Source organism: Streptomyces sp. NPDC001941 (assembly GCF_040296945.1).
Classification (GTDB): Bacteria; Actinomycetota; Actinomycetes; order Streptomycetales; family Streptomycetaceae; genus Streptomyces.
In genome coordinates this window covers 105,641-124,379 of the sequence record NZ_JBEOYE010000015.1, presented here as the reverse complement: position 1 = coordinate 124,379, position 18,739 = coordinate 105,641, and the positions used below count along the sequence as shown (strand labels likewise).

At 70.9% G+C, this 18,739-nt stretch carries 13 protein-coding genes; 4 read left to right on the top strand and 9 right to left on the bottom strand.

The features are described from left to right. Positions 1–99: 99 nt before the first annotated feature. The gene (locus ABT160_RS14095) at positions 100–1,233 is read right to left on the bottom strand and encodes a serine hydrolase domain-containing protein (RefSeq protein ID WP_351647245.1); all 1,134 of its coding nucleotides are present in this window, start codon (positions 1,231–1,233) and stop codon (positions 100–102) included. Positions 1,234–1,432: 199 nt separating this feature from the next. Between ABT160_RS14095 and ABT160_RS14090 the strand changes: the two genes are divergently transcribed. After that, entirely contained in the window at positions 1,433–3,208 is a 1,776-nt protein-coding gene (locus ABT160_RS14090; RefSeq protein WP_351647243.1) for an immunity 49 family protein, read from the top strand. Positions 3,209–3,303: 95 nt separating this feature from the next. On the opposite strand, the gene ABT160_RS14085 is transcribed toward ABT160_RS14090, so the two are convergent. The 4 genes from ABT160_RS14085 to ABT160_RS14070 all read right to left on the bottom strand — a co-directional run bounded on the left by ABT160_RS14085 (position 3,304) and on the right by ABT160_RS14070 (position 6,245). Beyond that, on the bottom strand, positions 3,304–4,272 hold the full coding sequence (locus tag ABT160_RS14085) for a recombinase family protein (RefSeq protein WP_351647241.1): 969 nt from the start codon (positions 4,270–4,272) through the stop codon (positions 3,304–3,306). A 411-nt stretch (positions 4,273–4,683) separates the two neighbouring features. Continuing rightward, positions 4,684–5,112 carry a DUF4267 domain-containing protein gene (locus ABT160_RS14080; protein WP_351647239.1) on the bottom strand — a complete coding sequence of 143 codons (429 nt, stop codon included), beginning with the start codon at positions 5,110–5,112 and terminating at the stop codon, positions 4,684–4,686. A gap of 238 nt (positions 5,113–5,350) precedes the next feature. After that, positions 5,351–5,737 (bottom strand): VOC family protein, encoded by a 387-nt coding sequence (locus ABT160_RS14075; protein WP_351647237.1) that lies wholly within the window; start codon positions 5,735–5,737, stop codon positions 5,351–5,353. 157 nt (positions 5,738–5,894) lie between these two features. Then, complete coding sequence (locus tag ABT160_RS14070; RefSeq protein ID WP_351647236.1) at positions 5,895–6,245, bottom strand: antibiotic biosynthesis monooxygenase family protein; 351 nt, start codon at positions 6,243–6,245, stop codon at positions 5,895–5,897. Between the two features lie 250 nt (positions 6,246–6,495). Here ABT160_RS14070 and ABT160_RS14065 point away from each other — a divergent pair, with 250 nt between their 5' ends. Beyond that, positions 6,496–7,077: a TetR/AcrR family transcriptional regulator gene (locus ABT160_RS14065; RefSeq protein WP_351647234.1), complete on the top strand. Its 582-nt coding sequence runs from the start codon at positions 6,496–6,498 to the stop codon at positions 7,075–7,077. A gap of 322 nt (positions 7,078–7,399) precedes the next feature. Here the strand turns inward: ABT160_RS14065 and ABT160_RS14060 are convergent, their stop codons facing one another. Together ABT160_RS14060 and ABT160_RS14055 are read right to left on the bottom strand one after the other, a co-directional pair. Then, complete coding sequence (locus tag ABT160_RS14060) at positions 7,400–10,438, bottom strand: Tn3 family transposase (RefSeq protein WP_351647232.1); 3,039 nt, start codon at positions 10,436–10,438, stop codon at positions 7,400–7,402. A gap of 143 nt (positions 10,439–10,581) precedes the next feature. Then, positions 10,582–11,508: a hypothetical protein gene (locus ABT160_RS14055; protein WP_351647231.1), complete on the bottom strand. Its 927-nt coding sequence runs from the start codon at positions 11,506–11,508 to the stop codon at positions 10,582–10,584. Positions 11,509–11,722: 214 nt separating this feature from the next. Between ABT160_RS14055 and ABT160_RS14050 the strand changes: the two genes are divergently transcribed. Next, positions 11,723–12,343 carry a hypothetical protein gene (locus ABT160_RS14050; protein WP_351647229.1) on the top strand — a complete coding sequence of 207 codons (621 nt, stop codon included), beginning with the start codon at positions 11,723–11,725 and terminating at the stop codon, positions 12,341–12,343. Positions 12,344–12,483: 140 nt separating this feature from the next. Beyond that, on the top strand, positions 12,484–12,894 hold the full coding sequence (locus tag ABT160_RS14045; RefSeq protein ID WP_351647228.1) for a hypothetical protein: 411 nt from the start codon (positions 12,484–12,486) through the stop codon (positions 12,892–12,894). Positions 12,895–12,995: 101 nt separating this feature from the next. Here ABT160_RS14045 and ABT160_RS14040 read toward each other — a convergent pair whose 3' ends face one another. Then, the gene (locus ABT160_RS14040) at positions 12,996–16,322 is read right to left on the bottom strand and encodes a LamG-like jellyroll fold domain-containing protein (protein ID WP_351647226.1); all 3,327 of its coding nucleotides are present in this window, start codon (positions 16,320–16,322) and stop codon (positions 12,996–12,998) included. 311 nt (positions 16,323–16,633) lie between these two features. Further along, positions 16,634–18,568 carry a tachylectin-related carbohydrate-binding protein gene (locus ABT160_RS14035; protein WP_351647224.1) on the bottom strand — a complete coding sequence of 645 codons (1,935 nt, stop codon included), beginning with the start codon at positions 18,566–18,568 and terminating at the stop codon, positions 16,634–16,636. Positions 18,569–18,739 lie beyond the last annotated feature (171 nt).

Genomic DNA, 18,739 nt, shown 5'->3' with positions numbered 1-18,739 from the left:
CAGATACGACAAACGCGACTACATATTCCACGGCACCCTGGCCACCGCAGCCCTCATCATCTGGCTCCGGGACCTCGCCAAAGAGCCATCAGACACGCCCTAGCCCAGCGACCGCACCACCGACCACAGCAGCCGCTCGTTCTCCGGGGCCGCGCCGCCTGGGAAGGCGAAGCGGCGGCGGGTGTACGCGTACGCGTAGCCCTGCCGCGGGTCCGCGAGGGCCAGCGAGCCCGCGGCGCCGCTGTGGCCGAACGCGCCCGCGCCGGTCGCCCGGTAGCGGAAGCCGAGCGTGCTGAAGCCCAGGCCGAACGACTGCGGCTCGCCGCTGACCAGGTCCTCGCCCGAGGAGTGGATCCGGGCGAACTCGGCCGCCGTGTCCGGCTTCAGGAGCGGACCGCAGCCGTCCAGGCCGAACGCCGCCGCCGTGTACATCCCGGCCAGGCCGCGCGCCGATCCCACACCGCCCGCCGAGGCCTGCCCCTTGGCCCGCACCGCGCGGGAGTTGGCGAAGTCGTACAGCTCGCCCGCGCCGGGCGCGTGCGCGTTGAAGGCGATGCCGGCCAGGCTGTGCGGGGACCGCGCGGCGGCCGTCAGCTCGGCCTGCTGCTCCGGCGTCGGCAGCATCGGCTGGGTCGTCAGGAAGCGCCCTTCCTCGGACTCCGGGAGGCCCAGCCACAGGTCCAGGTCGTACGGGGCGCGGACCCGCTCCTCGTACCACTCCTGGAGCGTGCGGCCGGTGGCCCGGAACACCACCTCGCCGACCAGTGCCCCGATCACGAGGGCGTGGTAGCCGAAGAAGCGCCCCGGCTTCCAGAACGGCCGCTGTCCCGCGAGCCGGGCCGCGATCGCCCGGTCGTCGGCCACCTCCTCCGGGCTGAATCCCTTGTCCGCGCCGACCACGCCGGAGCGGTGCGCCAGCAGGTCGCGCAGGGTGATGTCCGCCTTGCCCTCGGCGGCGAAGTCCGGCCAGTAGGAGGCGACGGTGCGGTCCAGGTCGAGGACGCCGTCCTGGACGAGCAGCGCGGTGACCAGGTAGGCGGCGCCCTTGGTGGAGGAGAAGACCGGTACCAGGGACTCGGCGTTCACCGCGGCGGACCACAGGTCCACCACCCGCTCGCCGTCGCGCACCACCACGAGCTGTGCGCCCGGGTCGTGTTCCTCGGCGGAGAGGAAGGCGGCGAACTCCTCGCGCACGCCCTCGAAACCAGCGGCCACCGTGCCCTGGACTGTCATGGATCCTCCCGAAGTGTCGTACCGGCCTTGCGTTTGCGGCAACCGGTGGGCATAGCACCGGTATTCCCGGAGCGGCGGCAGGTTCGGGGAGGGGTGCGCTCACCGGTGGACTTCGGAAGTGGGTTGTCAGACCCCCTGTCTAGGGTGGGGCACACGGATCGGATCAAGGAGCGGCGCAGTGCGGATCGAACGTCATCAGGTGGCCGAAGCCCGTCTCTCGGCAGCGCGGGAGGACTCCGCGAACCGGCTCGGGGGCAAGGTGCGCTCGATGTCGAAGGCCGGACCGATGGGCGTGTACGAGTGGCAGGTCATAGCGGAGGACCTGCTGGACTACCTGGCGGCGCTGTCGGCCGGGGGGAGCGGGCTCGACACTCCGGAGGCGAAGGCCGTGCTGCGGGACGCCGCGGAGGCGTCGATCGGTGCGGTCACGCACACGGCGTACTTCTCCAACACGCGCTTCTCGGTCTTCCTGAACTACGTGAACTTCGGCATGAGCCATGACCCGTACGACCCCGACACCGGGGGCGAGCGGGGCAGTATCACGGCACGCGACTGGAGCGAGGCGGTCTGCCTCGGCGTCCTCACCGGCCGGAACACCTCCTCGCACGGCGAGGCGTTCTACTTCGCCCGCCAGGCGTTCGCAGATCAGGCGCAGGGCACTCCGCCGGGTGAACTCGCCACCGGTCTCTACGCGCAGGTCATGGACGGCAGCGACGACGAGGACGCCGACTACCCGCTCAGCGACCAGGTCAAGCTGGCCGCCCTTGACGCCGCGATCGCCCGCCTGCGCGCCCACGCGGAGGAGAGCGGTGACGGCAGGCTGCTGGCACACCCGGACACCCTGGCGCTGGCGGTGCTGCGGGCCGTGGCCGTCGAGGACCGCGCGGCCTTCGATACCGCGCTGGCGGAGCTCCTGCACAAGGAGAGCACCCTCCACGGTGAGCACGCGCCCGCGCGCAGCCTGCTCCCGCTGATACCGCTCGGCCTCGCCGCGCACGCCTACCGCACGCACGGGTGGCTCCCGGCCGTGGACAGCGGCTACCTCCCGCACGCCCTGGTGACGGGCTTCGAGAAGCAGGGCCCGCGCGTGGCGGGGCTGGGCCGCGACCGGCGCCCGGACGCCGTCGCCGCGCTGGCCGCGGGACCGCTGGTGGTGGACCGCCCGGAGTACGACTGCACGGTGCACCCCGAGACTGAGGCCCTGTTCGAGGCGTCCGTCGCCGAAGCGCTCGCCCCGAAGGACGGGGGGACGCCGTCCGTGTGGCGCCTGGGCAGTGCGGCCGACGACCAGGAACTGCTCTTCAAGCGGCGCGCCGCGGCGGGTGTCACCACCGACGCCCAGCTGCGCAACCTGGTGGTGGCCTCGCGGGCGCGGGCGGCGGTCTTCCGCCTCGCCCTGGCCGAACCCGGCACCGAGGTGGAGGTGACCGTCGACGGGATGACGGCCCGCTTCCCCGCGGGCCGCACCAAGGAGGCGAGCCCCGGCGCCTGGCAGCGGGCCGTCGCGCTCGCCCTGATCACCGGCGCCCGCGAGGACCTCGCGCCGCTGGTCCTGGCCGGCCCCACGGTGGCGTCCGAGGACGGCTCGGCCGCCACCGCCTACCGCCGGGCCCTGCACGCCTACCTGACCGGCGACGACCCGGAGGCGGCGGCCGAACGGGCCCTGCACGAGAGGGAGAAGGCCGAGGAGTGGGGTTTCCTGCCCGCGCCCGCCGTCCTGCTCTCCCAACTCGTCGAGGGTGACGAGGAGTCCTTCAACCTGGCCCTGGCCGACGCCCTGGAGACCCACCGGGACTACTACGCGGTCGGCGACCGGGTGGACGACACCACGGCCACGGTCAACCTGGACGTCCTCGCCCTGGCCTGCCACGCGCGCCGCCGTGGCTGGAGCATCCGGGTCGAGTCGCCGTACCTCCCGGAACGCATCCTGCGGATGGCGGAGGCGATACGGCCGACGGAGGAGGTAGCGGAGTAGGCGGCGGAGCAGGCGCGGCGGGCGTCGGCGTCGGCCCGGTGTTCAGGGCCCAGTTCTCGTATAGCTGCCGCCAAGTGGCGAGTAACGCAGAGTAACTACACGGGGCTGCAGTCGCGTTGCCGAAGAGCGGCGAAGTCGTCGTGCGCCGCCTCGACGGCCTCGGGGTACGCCTGGGTCTTCTCGTGCTCGGCGAGCGCCCGGTAGATGCTGGGGCTCTGCGCCTTGCGCTTGCCGGTGGGGATGATCAGGTCGGGCTGGATCTGCTCGACGGACTCGCCGAGCGCCTTCCGGCGGAGCACGGTGTGCAGCATGTCGTCGGTGATGACCGGGGGCCGGCCGCCGTACTTGCCCTTGCGGGCGGCGGTGTCGAGCCCTTCGAGCGTCGACTCGCGGATGGTCTCCCGCTCGGTCTCGGCCATCGCGGCGAAGAAGCCGAACAGGAGCTTGCCCGGCCCGGTGGGGTCGTAGATGCCGGGCAGCGGTCCGGCGAGCATCTCCAGCACCAGGCCGTGCTCGGTCAGATGGTCGGCGAGCGCGGTGAGCTCGGCCGCGTCCCGTCCCAGCCTCTTCATCTCGTACACCGTGAACAGGACCCGGCAGTGCGGGGCGTGCGCCTTGATCTCCCGGGCAGTCTTGAGCGCCTCTTCGAATGCGGGGCGGACCTTGATGCGGGTGCTGATCTTCTCGCTGAAGGCCTTGTCCCTGTCGATGCCGTGCTTGGCGAGCGCGTCCAGCTGCGAATCGAGTTCCTGCCCGAGCGTCGAGCAACGGGCGTAGCCGATGCGGATGTCCGCGCTCGGCAGGTCCGGATCGACGGCGGCGGGCACCGGAGCCCCGGGCCGCCACGGCTGGCCGGGTCCGCGGTCGGCCGGCGTCTGTACCCGCAGCTCCTTCGCGAGCTTGGGCACCTTGGTGAAGCGGCCGGTGTGGTAGGCGCTGGCGACCGCGCCGGAGCGCGAGCGGCACGGCGAGCCGGGGGCCGCCTTGCACTTCGGGCACGGATGGCGTTCGACGAGATCGGCTTCCGACCCGGCGGGCGGGGAAGGCTCTTGAGGGTCCGCCATGACCCGGATTTTCGCACAACGCAAGTCGCAGAACCCCCCTCTTGCCACTTTTGAGTGAGAACGGCTTCTGCGACCCGATCGGCTTCTCGACGACCTCTGCCCGGCTCTACTTGATCTTGCTCGGGCAAAGGAACGTTTATGAGAATCGGGGCAGGGGCCGGTTCGACTCAACCGGCTCGGGTCTCGTTTCCGTGGTTGCGGGTGATGAGCGGCATGGTGGTGACCGCGGCACCCGTGCCCAATACCAGCCAGTTCAGGTGGCCGTGGCCGCTGCGGCGCAGCAGGCCGCCTCAGCTGTCATGCCGCCGCCGGCTGGAAGAAGATCGTTTGCCTGACCCTTCTCGGCGGTCGCTGACGGATAAGGGGTGGCCCGGCCATTTGGCCGGGCCACCCCTTGGGGGCATGCAGCTGTCAGGCGGGCTGTGCGGCGGGCGCCGGGGCGGTGGCCTTGTGAGCCTGACTGGTCTCCCGGAGAGTCAGCAGGCCGGTGATCGCGATCAGCGCCGAGGTCAGGCCGTGGATGCCGAACGCGGCGGCGAGGGGGCCGTGGTGGGCCAAGACGTTGATCATGTCGCCGAACGGGGCTACGGCCTCCATCAGCAGGACCCAGCCCAGGGCGCGGCGGTGGCCCGTCAGCAGGAGGAGGCCGATGACCAGGCCCATCGAGAATTCGCGGGTGCCCTTCATGATGAGGAAGCCGTCGCCGTTGCCGGCGGGCCAGGTCGGCAGGCCAACGCCTTGAGTGGACGCCTCCGGGGCCAGGATGAAGGACAACCCGAGGTAGAGGACGAACAGGGCGCAGACGGTGGCCAGGACGGTGTTGACGTTCTTCAGCGACATGGTTCTTCTCCTTTGACGTTCAGCCTGGGGTGGGGCAGGGGTTCAGCGGCGGATGCGGCGGGCATAGCGGGGCGGTCGATGACGTGCCAGATGACGCGGACCGGCGCGGGTGGGGGGGCAAGATCGCCTTACTCGGTCTCTGACCGCGCCGGCCTGCCGGTTCGTCTTCGCCGATGCCGGTTTTGCCGCGATCCCGCCACCACCAGCGACGCCGTGATCCGCTGGGCCGCCATCAGACTCACGACCCGGCGCCGCCCGGAGTGAGGATCTCCATGAGATGTCCGTCGGGGTCGCGGAAGTAGGTGCCCCTGCGGCCCACGGTGCGCTCACTGCGATAGATCTGCCCGATCTCTTGGCATGCGGGATCGCCGTAGTGGGTGATGCCGCCGTGCTGGATGCGGGCGAGGGCGGCGTCGAACTCCGGCTCGCTGACCATGAACGCGTAGTGGTGTGGCTCGAAGTCGTTCAGCTGGTCATAGTCCAGGCTGACCTGGTTGGCCAGCGTGACCGGCGTGAAGTGCGCCACCGGCGGATCGACACTCAGGCCGAGGATGTCGGCCAGGAACTGCGCCGAGGCTTGCGGGTCACGGGCGGGGACGATGGTGTGATTCAGTTCCACGGTCATGGTGACTCCTCTTCAGGGACGGAGCTACGCGTGGTGGGGCGCGAGGCGCGGCCGGCTTCGGGCTCGGCCTTGGCGACCCGGCATGGCGCATGGATGCGTGACTGCCCGGGGGAGGTCAGGGCTTCTCCGACTGCCCTCCCCGGCTGCAGCTGCCGTGTCATATGTCGATCTGCTCGAAGATGTGCGGGTACGACACGATGTCGTCGCCGAACTCGGCCGCCATGCGCTGGAACTCCGGGCTGCCGAACGCCGTGGCGAGCGCCTCGGTCGACTCCCAGACCGCGACATTCATCAGAAGTTGACTGTCCGCCGTTCCCTGGTGCATCTGCAGGGAGACGAATCCCGGCTGGGTCTTCATGAACTCCGCCTGCCTCCGAAAGAGGGCCAGGAACGCTTCAGCCCTCTCCTTCGGGACGACGAAGGTGTTGGCCAGGACGATGGGCCCGGTCTTCTCCTTGAACTGCGCGAACATCGGCGTGTGCGGGTCGAGACTCTGCAGCTTGGCCATTTTCGGTACTTCCCTTCGCTATCGGTTGTCCCACGGCATCAAGGCCGGCCAGCGCCGTACTGGGTCCGGCGACGCTCACGACGCTCGCTAGCTGTGGCACGAGGAGATCTGACGGACGCTCAAGGGGTATCGCAGGTGACACCAGGGGCCTCCAACGACAGCGACCTTGCCAACACTGTTGGCCAACACTGTTGGCAAACGTAGAGCCGCAGCGATGGACTGTCAACACCTGTTGGTCTACGTTGTTGGCATGACCGGCACCACGGAGAACCAGCAGGCCGCCAGGCGTTCCGACGCCACCCGCGCCACGATCCTCGACGCGGCCCGCGAGCGGTTCGTGGCGGACGGCTACGAGAAGGCGACCATCCGGGCCATCGCGCGCGACGCGAAGATCGACCCGTCGATGGTGATGCGCTACTACGGCAACAAGGCGGGCCTGTTCGCGGCGGCCGTCGCGATCGATCCCGGGTTGCCGGGCCTGTCCCTCGAACCGCGCGAGGAGATCGGCCGTACGCTGGTGCGCCACTTCCTCACCCTGTGGGAGGAGAACGGGGAGCTCACCGCGCTGATGCGAGTCGGCGCCACCGACCCGGCCGCCGCCGATCGCATGCAGAGCGTGCTGCGCGAGCAGATGATCCCGCTGGCCCGCCGGCTGGGCCACGAGCCGGAGCAGGCGCAGGCGCGGGCGGCACTGTGCGTCTCGACCGTGCTGGGGCTCGCGCTGACGCGCTACGTGCTGCGGTTCCCGGCGAGCATGGCGCTCGGCCGCGAGGAGATCGTGGACTGGCTCGGACCCACGGTCCAGCGGTATCTCACCGCACCCACGCCCTGAAGAACGCGTCGAGGCATCCGCCGCGACCTCGGTCACGGCGGATGCCCTCAAAGGAAGACCGAAAAGATCAGCCCTGTTTCTGCGGCTTGCGGGACTTGCCACATGCTGGTCGTACAGGGCCGCAGCGACGACGCATATCTGGAGACGCTGACCCACGCGATCGAGGCGGCACTGAAAGCCGCCGTCCGCCCAGAGCCGTGAACGGGGCTTCAGCCGCTGTGGGCAGCCGGCTCGGGGCCGGCGTCGAGCGCGTCGAGGTCACGGCCTCCGGGTCACGCAGTGGCCGCGACCTGTCGACCGGCTCGCCCCCGTCCTCGTCAGCTCAGCTCGGAGCGCCGACTGACTCTCCTTGTGGACTGCGCGGGCCGGGCACCGTGGCCCCGGTGGCCGCAAGGTCCAGGTCGAGACGGCTGTTCATATCCAGTTCGAATCTTCCGTACGGGTTCACATGGGTCCAGAACAGAGGCGACAGCCCCCGCCGGTCCGCCTCGGTGAGCGTGTCCGCCCACTTCGGATCCGCCAAAACCTGCTGTACCAGCAAGGTATTCACATGCACGAGGCTGCTCTGCAAAAGGTGCAGGGCGAGCATGGAAACCTCCTGGCTCTCCTTGTCCGCGCCCGTCAAGTCGCCGCCCTTGCCGTAGAACAGGTCGGAGTTCGCCGAGTTCCAGTTCTCCACCACCTGCAAGCCCTCACCGATCTCCCTGCGCATGTCGGCATCCGAGAGGTAGTCGCAGATGAACGCCGTCCGCACCACGCGCCCCAGCTCCTCGATCGCCTGGTAGGTCGGGTGCTTGGGCCCGCCCTTGGTGAAGCGGCGCAGGACCTGCTCGGCCTCGGCGGTGCCCAGGCGGAGTGCGGTGGTGTACTTCACGATCTGGTCGTACTGCTGGGCGATGAGGTCCCAGTCGATGGTGCGGGTGGAGAGCACCGGGGCCAGGTGCGGCCAGTTCTTGTCCTCGCCCGCGGCCGGCCGGTACAGCCTCGCCCGCCCGATGTTCTTCAGCCTCGGCATCAGCTGGAAGTCGAGCATGTGCGCGAAGGCGAACCCGACAATGGAGGCGCCGTGGGTGTCGGTGTACTGCCGATCGACCTCCATGTCGGTGCAGTGCCGCAGCACGCCCTCGATCATCGACGCGACCTCGGAAGCCGAACAGGACTTCAGCTGGCTGTAGATGCAGACCGATTTTCGTTCCACGTGCCAATAGATCATGACCCCCGGGCCCCGGTACCGCTGGTGCCACTCCGTCATGAAGTTGGACGACCACGCACCGAACTTGCGGCTGTCGGAGGCGCACGCCGTCCCGGTGCCCCACCACATCTCGTCGCGGGCCGCGAAGGTGGCGTTGACCAGCTTCACCAGGGCCACACGCATATTGGCCCGGTTCACGAACAGGTGCCGCACCCGGCGAAGCGTCGCCTCCGACTCACCGTGCTTGCCCGTCACCGCGACACGCTTGATCCCCATGTTCGTGCCCAGTCCGAACAAGACCAAAAGCAGCCTTCTCCGGAGCACCTCCCGGGACAGGCTCTCGCGGGTGGCCACCGTGGTGAACTCGGCGATGAAGTCGGTGTCGAACTCCGCGTACTTCAGGATGTCCAGCAGATCGATGGTGCCCCAGCGCCGTTCGATCTCCCCCTTCACCGCGACCAGGTTTTCCGGCTCCTCCTGCTTGGGCCGCGGAGAGACCTTGATCCATCCCTCGCCGTTCTTCTTGACGATCGCCACCCCGCCCGTGGTGTCGTTGGCCAGCGCGGCCTCGAACCGGTCCAGGGCCTCGCGGTGCGTCCTTTGCAACTCCGCGATGAACTTCGCCGGGTCCTGGGGCTTCTGGATCGCGTCGTAGTGCACGTCCCGGTTGTCCTCGAAATCCTGCGGCAGGTCGTCCTCCGGGTTACGCCACCGGTTCGCCCCCACCACCCATATCTCCCGGCGTCGCAACGCCTCGCGCAGGGAGACCAGCACACACAGCTCGTAGGGGATGCGCTCGACGCGGCCCTTGTCGTCCACCACCGCGGCCCGCCACTGTTCGGGCACCACACCCTCCAGCGGCACGGCCTCCGCCGCGTCGAAGAACGCGCCCTCCTTCAGCGGTTGCTCCAGGTACCGCTGGAGCAGGTCGATGGCGTCCATCACCGGCCGGTAGGCGGTGTTGTTGCACTTGAGCGTCAACGCCTTCAACAGCGGGGTGAGCATCCGCCGCCAGTGCGCCGAGTACGCCGATCGCAGCACGGTGCGGATCCGCGCCTTGTACTTGGCCTCGTTCGCCGCGGCCTCCGCCGCGAGGGCCTTCAACGTCTTCTCCCCGCCGACGACGGGGTAGATCACCTTGCGGACCGTGCCGGAGGGCTCGGACAAGGCCGCCGCGGCGACCCGCAGCATCATCGCCTCCTTGCCCCGCACCTTCTTCAACTCACCGGTCATCTCCTTGTCGACCTTCTTCTCCGCCCGGGTGTTGATCTTCAGCACCAGCTGGATGAACAACTCCACCAGCGAGTCGGTGATCTCGGTGTGCCGCACATGGCACAGTGCGGCCAGCAGCGTCAGGCACATCGGCGGCTTCATCCGCTCCAGGTTCGCCGGGTACTCCTTCGCCGCCCGCGCCCGCCAGGCGTCCACCTGCTTCTCCGACACGTCCGCGAACAGGTCGGCCGGAAGATCCAGCTTCCGCACCCGCTGGAGCTTGTCCACCTCCGCGAACAAGCTCTCCAGCCCCGGGGCTCCCGGGTCGGCCTTGAGCTCGGTGAAGAACGATCGGCCGCCGCCGGCCACCGCCTGGTCCCCAGCCGTCTCGTCGCCATCCTCGCTGCCCGCGACCAGGTCCTCCAACCGCGAGCGGGTCGCGTGGGACAGCCGGTCCACGGTGGTACGGCAGAACCGCGTATCGAAGTCCCTGACCGCTTTGCCCACCAGGCGCCGGACCTTGGCCGGGGCCGGCGGCTCGACGAAGTCGTTGCGGCAGCGGGCCACGACCGCCTCCGCCAGCCGCTCCCGCGACAGTTCCACCCCGCACAGCTCGGCCGTCAGCCACTCGGCCAGCCGCTCCTGGTCCTCCTCCGTACCCGCCCGGAACCCGAAGGCTTTACGGATCTCCTTGCGGTGGCGCTTGATCCGGTCGCCATGCCAGTCGTACGCCGCCCACTGTTCCGCCGGCACCTTCACCTGCTGAGCCACGTAACCCACCGCGGCGACCGGGACTTCCCTGTCGGTCTCCGGGAAGCGGGCCTCCACCTCGAAGAACTTCAGCAGCATCGCGAAGCCCAGCCGGTTCGCCCCGGACTTGTTCCGCAGCCGCTTCATGTCGTCTTCGAGCAGCGTCCAGACCTCGATGAGGTCCTCCGGCTCCCAGCCCTGCCGCACTCGTGTGCACCTCGCTCCGAATCTGATGATCACCACAGCGTGGCGACCTGCCGGTAGGAGCGAAGCGGATAGATCCAATCCGTTGCCAAAGGGGTACTCAGTGCTACTCGCCACTTGGCGGCAGCTATACGAGAACTGGGCCTTCAGTGGCGGACCGGGAACCACCAGTCCGCCTTGCACAGCCAGGTGACGGCGAGCCACGGGGCGGCGGCCGCAGGGAGCGCCAGCACCCGGGACCACACGCCGAACAGGTCGAGCTCCAGGGCGAGCGGCACGAGCGCCGCGACGCCCAGGAGCAGGATCGCCAGCGCGGGCAGGTGGACCCCGGGGCGGAAGCGGCGCATCTCGTGCACGTCCCGCTTCGCCATCTGCGACTTGACCGCCGCACTCGCGAAGCCCGCGAACGGGACGATCCAGAACAGGAGGAACCCCCTGCCCCACCCGGCCCAGTCGAGCGGCGCACTGGTGCGCACTCCGGCTTCGGGGTGTGCGGGCGAGAACCAGAGGGTGACCGACTCGCCCTTGTGCGGGCGCCCGACCTGCTGGTGAGCGCGGAGCGTGAACTCCTGGGGTCCCCGGTCGAAGGGGATCCGGAAGACCAGGTCCGCGCGGTAGAGGTCCTGGCCGTCCTCGTTCCGCCCGGCGGGGGCGGGATCGGCCGCCACCCGGTGGACGCGCACGGTGTGCTCGTCCATCCCGGCTGCCAGCGCCCGCTCGGTCTCCTTGCCCTCGGCGCTCGTCGGGGTGAGGGCCAACAGCAGGGCTGCCGCGCAGGAGAAGGGGATGCCGAGGGCGAAGAGGTACGTCAGCGGACGGCTGGGCCTGCGCGTCTCCTCGTACGGATCGGCAAAGGGGTTGTCCCCGGCCCTTGCCCGCCAGGAGGTGCACACCCACACCACGGCGCTGACCGCGCTGAGCCCGGCCAGTGCCAGCTCCCCGGTGAGCGGTGGGTAGGAGGAGATGCCGACCAGCGAGCCCACCACGGCCCCCGCCGCGCTGAGCACCATCGTCCAGCCGCTGGCCGTCGTCCATCGGCTGCGCCCCGGTCTGAACCGCGTTCCCTGCTTCACATGGCCCCCCTTGTGTGTCGAGGCCTCGCAGCGTATGCGGAGGTTGGGGCGGGCCGTACGGCGCTCCACCTCCGGTCCTCGCTCCGTGAGCTCCGTGAGCTCCGTGAGGGAGGGCCGCACCGTGGTCCGGGGGCGTCGTGCCCCGAATCCGGTCGCATCCTTGAGCACCTCCGGGCAGTTAAGCAGAAAAAGTGCCTAGAGTTCTGGAGTCGTCATGCCCGCCCTCGACCCTCTGTCCGCCACCGGTCCGGCCTGGTGGACCGGCCTGACGTCCCAGAAGCTGCGCGAGTTCGAGGACGAGGCGCTGCCGCCGCGCCACGTGCGCCCGGCCGAACCGCTGGGGGCGGACGAGGACACCCTCGTCGTCGCGCGCTCCCTCCTCACGGCGCTCTGGGCCCTGGCCGGCGCGGGCGGCCCGGACTCCGAGGAGGCCCACAGCGCCTTGCGGGACGTGGAGTTCGCGGCGGACTGCGCGGCGCGGGCGGCCCGGGACGTGCTCGCCCTGCGCACCACCCGGGATGACGACGACGCGAACGCCCTGGAGGACCGCGACTGGGAGCGGAGCCGGCCCAGCTTCGGACCGCCCGCCACGCACCTGCTGGAGGCCACCTTCACCGTACGCCTGCCGGGATACGGCGCCGACACCGTCACGGGCAGCGTCCGCGTCGACGGCGACGGCGCGCTGGACCTCACCGGAAACGGCCCGCTGCACGAGACCGACGTGCGTGGGCACCTCGACGCGCGGGCGGTGGCCAGGAGCATCGAAGCCCTGGTGGACGGCCAGCTCGCCCAGCGGGACCTGCGAGCGGCGAGGACGAGCCCCTCGACCGCGTGAGCGCCGGGGGCGCGTGACGGCGGTGCTGTCAGGGGCGTGAAAGGCGGGTGACAGGGCCGGTGGCGAAAGTAAGGGCATCGAGAAACCGCACGGACCGCCCCGGACAGGGGCGGCCGGCCACACCACTGGAGAACGCCACCATGTCGAACAACACCCTCACCACCCAGGACAAGACCACCCTGCGCACCGCCGCCTACGGCGCCGTCGCCCTCCTCGCCGCCGCCGACGCGGCCGGGTCGCCCCACAAGACCGCCACCACCGGCAGCCTCACCCTCGCCTCCGCCACCGGCCTCGTCGGGCACGTGCTCGCCGAGAAGGCCGGGAGCATCACGATCGAGGGCAAGACCGTCGCCGCCATGGCCGACCACGTACTGCCCGCGCTCACCGAGTCGATGCGGCTGCTGAAGGCCAAGGACGCGGGCGAGGCCGAGAACTACCGCGCCACCGTCCTGCGCGCCGTCGAGGCCGGGATCCTAGCCGGGAAGGGCGACCCGAGCCCGGCCCTCGTCGACATCACGGGCAAGATCACCCAGGCCCTCGACGCCACGTGACGGCGGGAGAAGGGCGGGCGCGAGAAGGACGGACGTGAAGAGGACGGGCGCGAAGGGGGCGGGCGCGGGGGAAAGGTTCCCCGCGCCCGCCCCGTACCGCCTCACATCCGTGCGTACCCCTGAGGTACGACCGTCTCGAACGGCAGGCGCACCGTCGTGGCCGTTCCCGTCGACGCGTTTGTCAGGCGCAGCGCGTCCACCTCCTGGTCGCTCAACGCCCGCCGGATCAGGCGGAATTCGTCCAGCGAGCCCTTGAAGCGGTCCGCGCCGTCCGGGCGGGCGCCCAGCGTGAAGCCGGAGACCGCGAAGGCGTCCCCGTAGGTGAGCGAACCCGAGGGCGCCGGTGCCTCGCCCAGGGTCTTGCCGTCCACCGCCAGGGTCAGCGCCGTCCCCGTGCGGCGCAGTGTGACGTGGTGCCAGGCGCCGTCGCCGAAGCCGGCCGCCGTGCTCGCGTCCGGTGCGTAGACCATCGTCGTCGCCGTGTCCGTCTGGACGAGTGCGGCCAGGCGGTCCTGTCCGGGCTGGGTGCGCAGCCACAGCTGGCGCTCGCCGGCGCCGACCCCGTAGGCCCAGGTCAGGACCTGGCTGGGGCTGGAGGCGGTGGCGGTGTACTTCACCCAGGTGGAGAGGGTGAAGTCGCCCGAGCCCAGGGCTTGTTGGGCGCCGTAGGGGAGTTCCACGGCGTCGTCGGTGCCGTCGAGGGCGAGGGCGTTGCCGTAGCGTCCTGCGGTGCGGGCCGGGTTGCCGCGTACGTAGCCGTGGCCGCAGTGCTCCGAGGACGACGGGGTGGCCGGGCCGGTGGCCGGGCGGGCGACCGGGTGGACCTCGGTGTTGCCCGACTCCATCGACCACCACAGGACCGGCCGGTCGGAGGGGTAGCCGCCGCCGGAGCCCGGCGCGGACGCGGCGACCTTCGCCGTCTCGGCCTGGGTGAGCGCCCGCTGGTACAGCTTCACCTCGTCGAGGCGGCCGGTGAGGACGTCGCTGCCGCCCGGCTTGGAGCCGACGCGCAGCCCGTCCGGGTCGGCCGAAGTGAGCGAGCCGGTGAGGCCGGTCGTCTCGGTGGGTGAGGTGCCGTCCACCGAGAGCTTGAGGCGGTCGCCGGAGCGGGCCAGGGTCAGCAGGTGCCAGGTTCCGTCGCCGTACGCGACCGAGGTGCCCGGGTCGGGCAGGGCGATTTGGACGTTGCCCGCGGGGGTCTCGGCGAAGGCGAAGAGCCGGTCGCGGCCCGGTTGGGCGCGGACCCACAGGGAGGGCTGCCCGGTCGTGGAGCCGTAGGCCCAGAGGAGGGCGGCGTCCGGGGTGGAGGTGCTCGCGTTGTAGGAGAACCAGAGGGTGTACGTGAAGTCGTCCGCGCCCACGTCGAGCGCGGGCAGGTAGGGCACCTCGATGCCGGGGCGGGTGGCCGAGACCGACACCGCGCCCTTGCCGACGCGGCCGTCGACCTCGCCGGGCAGGCCGCCGAGCAGGGTGCCGTCCGCGCAGTGCCCGGACACGTCGTCCTCGATGCCCACCTGCGTGAGGGTGGGAGCGTCGGCCGTGTCGATCACCTGGAAGGGCAGCCGGACGGCGGCCGGGACCGGTTCGCCGTTGCCGCGCACCGACTGGAGCTGAGTGTCCGTCAGGGCCGTTTTGTAGAGCCGGAATTCGTCGAGGCTGCCGGTGAAGGCGTCGCTGGCGCCGCTGTCCTGCTTGGCGCCGAGGCGGATGCCCTCGGCGCCGTCCGCGCGCGGTGCGGCCAGGGGCCCGGAGGCGCCGGTGGCGGTGGCGGGGGCGCCGCCGTCCACGGAGAGGCGGACCTGGCTTCCGGTGCGGGTCAGGGCCAGGTGGTGCCAGTTTCCGTCGCCGTACGCCACGCCCGCCGACGGGTCGGGCAGCGCGACGCTGGCGGTGCCGCCCGTGCCCTGCACCCAGGCGAACAGGCGGTCCTGGCCCGGCTGTGCGCGCACCCACACCTGCGGTTTGTCCGCGCCCTGGCCGTAGGCCCAGAGCAGTGCCTGCTGCGGTGAGGCGGCGGTGGCCGAGTAGCGGAAGAACAGCGAGTACGTGACGTCCCCCGCGCCCGGGTCGAGGGCCGGGGCGTAGGGGAGGTTCGCGTGGTCGGGGGTGTTGTCGGAGGCGTCGAGCGCCAGGCCCTGGCCGTAGCGGCCCGTGCCCAGCGAACCACCGGTCAGGTAGGCGTCGTTGGCGTCGGGCGCGAGGTCGGGCGTGGTGCGGCCGGCCGGGGTCAAGGGCTGCGGGAAGACCCGCGAGGAGGACGTGCCGGGCACGCCGACCGCCGTGGGGGTGAAGCGGTTGAAGTAGATCTGCGCGGCGGAGAAGCCGGCGCCGCCCTCGTAGACCATGCCGAGCTGGCCGTCGGTGAGTTCGGCGAGGTCGGAGTAGCCCGCGCGCTGTGCGCTGATCTTGCCGCCGGAGGCGTCGTGCCAGCTGGCGCCCCGGTCGGTGGACCAGCGCAGCCGCATCTCCTGGCGGTCGGTGGGGTGCCCGGGCGCGGCGAACACCAGGGTGTCCCCGGGGACCTGGCGGTAGGTCTTCTCCAGGGCGAGGAGCGAGCCCTGCACCTGCGGCGTGGTGATCGGGACGATCCGCTGGGCCGGGACGGTGGTGCCGCCGTCGGCGGAGACGGCGTGGGTGCGGTGTCCGGCGTCGTTGTTGTTGCGGGCGTTGACGTACAGGCTGCCGTCGTCGAGCTCGGCCACGGCGGGCTCGCCCGGACTCAGGCCGTCCTGGTAGGAGTTGGCCGTGTCGCTGGCCTGCCAGGTGTCGCCGTGGTCGTCGCTGTAGAGCACGCCGATGAGCTGGGTGGCCGTGGCCGGGCTTTCGTAGGCGCCCACGACCAGGCGGCCGGGGTGCTGGGTGTTGCGCTTGAGCTGGATGCCGTGGGTGGGTCCGGTGCCGAACCAGCCGTTGTCCTGGCCGCTGAGGCGGGGCGTGCGGCGCGGGGTGTCGAAGGTGAGGCCGTCGTCGGTGGAGCGCTGCACCCAGGAGAGGCGCTTGCCGCCGGGGACGGCGAGTTCGGAGGTGGACAGCAGGAACACGTCGCCGGTGGTGAGGTCGGCGACGGGGGAGGCGTTGCCCCGGGTGGCGGGCGCGTTCGGGTCGCTCTCGGCGCCGGACAGGACCACGCGTACGGGTCCCCAGGTGCGGCCGTCGTTGGTGGAGCGGCGCACCACCGTGTCGATCGGGCCGCGGTCGGCGCAGGACGGGGAGACGCGGGCCTCGGCGAAGGCGAGGAGCGTGCCGGTCTTCGTGCGCACCAGGGTGGGGATGCGGAAGCACCCGTAACCACCGGTGCCGGACCGGAAGAGCACCTGCTCGGTGCCGATGAGGGCGTCGGTGGAGGGTGCCGCGCCGCTGGCGGAGGCGGGGGGCGCGGCGACGGCGCCGGCGGTGAGGAGGGCGAGGGCGGTGCCGAGGGCGCCCACGAGGGTGCGTGTGCGTGTGCCGGGGCGTCTGCGTGTGCGTATGCGTATGCGTAGGGATGACAAGGGACGTGCGTGCCTTTCGGTGGGGCGGTGGTCCGCGGTCGTGCGACGGATTGAAGTATCGCCGCACCGGTGGGTGGTGGGCTTCCGGGTTTCCGGTGGGTGGTGGACCGCCGCTGTTTCCGGAGGCGGCCGGGCTGCCGGAGGGTATGCCGAACCGCCGCCCGGCGCTGGGCCGGGCGGCGATCAGGGCGTGCCGAACCGCTGTCGTGCGGTTACGGAGTCGGTTACGGAGTCGGTTACGGGGTCGGCTACTGGGTCGACAGCTGGTAGACGATGTTCTGGTTGTTCGCGTTGCGGAACACGTAGGCCCAGGTCATGCCGCTGGGGCCGGTGTAGGTGAACGCCGTCGGGTCGGTGGCGGCCACGTCGGTGCCCAGCTTCTGCCAGCTGCGCCAGGTGCCGCTGCCCTGGGTCGTCTCACCGGTGTTGTACAGCGTGCCGTCGGTGGCGCGCACGACGACCTCCAGCAGGCCGGTGGTGGGCGACAGCACCGCGGTGGGGGAGCCCTGGGCGACCAGCGGGTCCACCGGGGTGCCGGGGTTGTTGGGGTCGTGGGCCGCGTCGCCGAGCGGGTTCCAGGCGCCGAAGGCGCCGCCCTCGTCGCTCTGGGCGGTCATCAGGACCTTGCCGTTGCCGTCGTTGGCTACGACGCGCAGCCGGTAGCCGGGGTAGACGACGACGGACGGGGTGCCGGTGACGGCCTGGTTGCCGAGGGCGGTCCACGCGGAGAGCGTGCCGGCCTCCTTGAACTGCGCGGTCTGCAGGACGCCGCCGGCGTTCTTGCCGAACAACTGGATCCCGTCGCGCACGGTGACGGCGGTGAAGGGGCCGGTGAACCCGGAGCCGCCCAGCGGCATCCAGCCCATGAAGTCGACGTTGGCGCGCTGCTGGATGCGGTACCAGGGCTTGCCGTCGGCGTCGGAGGCGAACTGCACCATCAGGCCGGAGGGCGTCTTCGCGGTGATGGCGTGCTGGGCCATGTGGCCGGACAGGTCGATCCAGCCGCCCCAGTCGGCGCTGGAGACGGCGGCCTGGTTGCGCTGCCAGAGCGCGCCGGTGACGTTCTGGGCGGTGACGACGACGCGTCCGTCGGAGTGCTGGGAGAGCGAGGGCGCGCCGCTGAAGCCCTCGTTGCCGGAGATCGTCGTCCACTGGATGCTGGTGATGTCGGCCGGGTCGCTGCGGCCGTGCACCAGGTGTCCGATGGCGTCGGTGTAGGCGAACTCCAGCTTGCCCGAGGAGCCCTGCATGGCGACGGTGGGCGTGCCGCCCTCGAAGTCCTGCTTCACGACGGCGGGGGTGTGCTCGGGGATGCGGCAGGCGTCGGGGGCCGCGGTGACCGAGGTGTAGGCGGCGTAGCCGGAGGCGGCCACGGTCTTGTTGTAGACCGGCCAGTCCCTGATCGTCTCGTCGAAGCGGTAGTAGACGACCGAGCCGTTGCCCTTGACGCGCACCAGGGTGTCGCCGCCGTAGGAGGCCATGGACTTGGTGTCGCTCCAGTCGGCGGAGGACTCCAGGACGTGGCGCTCCAGCCAGCGGTGGCTGGTGAGGTCGTAGCGGGAGCGGTAGAGCTTGTGGTCGGTGGCGGAGCGGCCGTAGATGACGCCCTTGTCGCCCGCGTAGATGGCGTCGTAGCGGTTCCAGCCCATGTCGATGATCTTGCCGCTGCCCGCGTCCATGGCGTTGGCCGTCGGGTTGTAGTGGTTCCAGCGGATGCCGCCGTTGGAGTCCAGGGTCCAGATGTAGCCGCTGCGGTCGATGGTGATGTCGTCCGCGGCGGTGCCGGTGCGGAAGCCGGTGAAGCCGTCGCTGATCTTCTTGTGGTGGACGTCCCAGGTGGCGCTGGAGCTGATCCGGTGGCTGTAGTAAAGGCCGTCCGACTTGATGCCGTAGAAGGCGGCGGAGGGGCCCGCGAGGATGCGGCCGTAGCCGGTCCACCCGGTGTCGATGGTGCTGCCCGCGGGCAGGTTGCCGCCGGTGGCGGGGGTCGGCATGTCGAGGCGCAGGAGCTTGCCGGCCGAGTCCAGGGCGTAGGTCGGGCCGGTGGTGGTGCAGGTCAGCGAGACGGCGGCCTGGGCGGTGCCGGGGAGCGCGACGAGGCCTGCGGGCAGGAGCGCCGCGGTCACGGCGACGGCGGTCCGGAGCCGTGCCGCCCGAGGTCTGCGGGGCTGGAACTTTGTCATGAGCCGGACGGTAAGGAAGTGCCGGTGAACGCAGCGGGGGCGTTGGGTTGCCCAAATGCGTTCTCTGTACGTCCAGTTGGTGAACCGGGTGTGTCGTGCGGGCCGGTCGTGGAGGGCCGGGGGACAGAAGCGGCTCGTCACGGGCCCGATCCCCAAGTCTCTTGTGTACGG

What these genes read in the sequence shown, in the direction of transcription:
- ABT160_RS14080 (WP_351647239.1), bottom strand. Translation starts at nt 5,112, where the DNA reads ATGTCGCTGAAGAACGTCAACACCGTCCTGGCCACCGTCTGCGCCCTG.
- ABT160_RS14075 (WP_351647237.1), bottom strand. Translation starts at nt 5,737, where the DNA reads ATGACCGTGGAACTGAATCACACCATCGTCCCCGCCCGTGACCCGCAA.
- ABT160_RS14095 (WP_351647245.1), bottom strand. Translation starts at nt 1,233, where the DNA reads ATGACAGTCCAGGGCACGGTGGCCGCTGGTTTCGAGGGCGTGCGCGAG.
- ABT160_RS14065 (WP_351647234.1), top strand. Translation starts at nt 6,496, where the DNA reads ATGACCGGCACCACGGAGAACCAGCAGGCCGCCAGGCGTTCCGACGCC.
- ABT160_RS14035 (WP_351647224.1), bottom strand. Translation starts at nt 18,568, where the DNA reads ATGACAAAGTTCCAGCCCCGCAGACCTCGGGCGGCACGGCTCCGGACC.
- ABT160_RS14050 (WP_351647229.1), top strand. Translation starts at nt 11,723, where the DNA reads ATGCCCGCCCTCGACCCTCTGTCCGCCACCGGTCCGGCCTGGTGGACC.
- ABT160_RS14045 (WP_351647228.1), top strand. Translation starts at nt 12,484, where the DNA reads ATGTCGAACAACACCCTCACCACCCAGGACAAGACCACCCTGCGCACC.
- ABT160_RS14085 (WP_351647241.1), bottom strand. Translation starts at nt 4,272, where the DNA reads ATGGCGGACCCTCAAGAGCCTTCCCCGCCCGCCGGGTCGGAAGCCGAT.
- ABT160_RS14070 (WP_351647236.1), bottom strand. Translation starts at nt 6,245, where the DNA reads ATGGCCAAGCTGCAGAGTCTCGACCCGCACACGCCGATGTTCGCGCAG.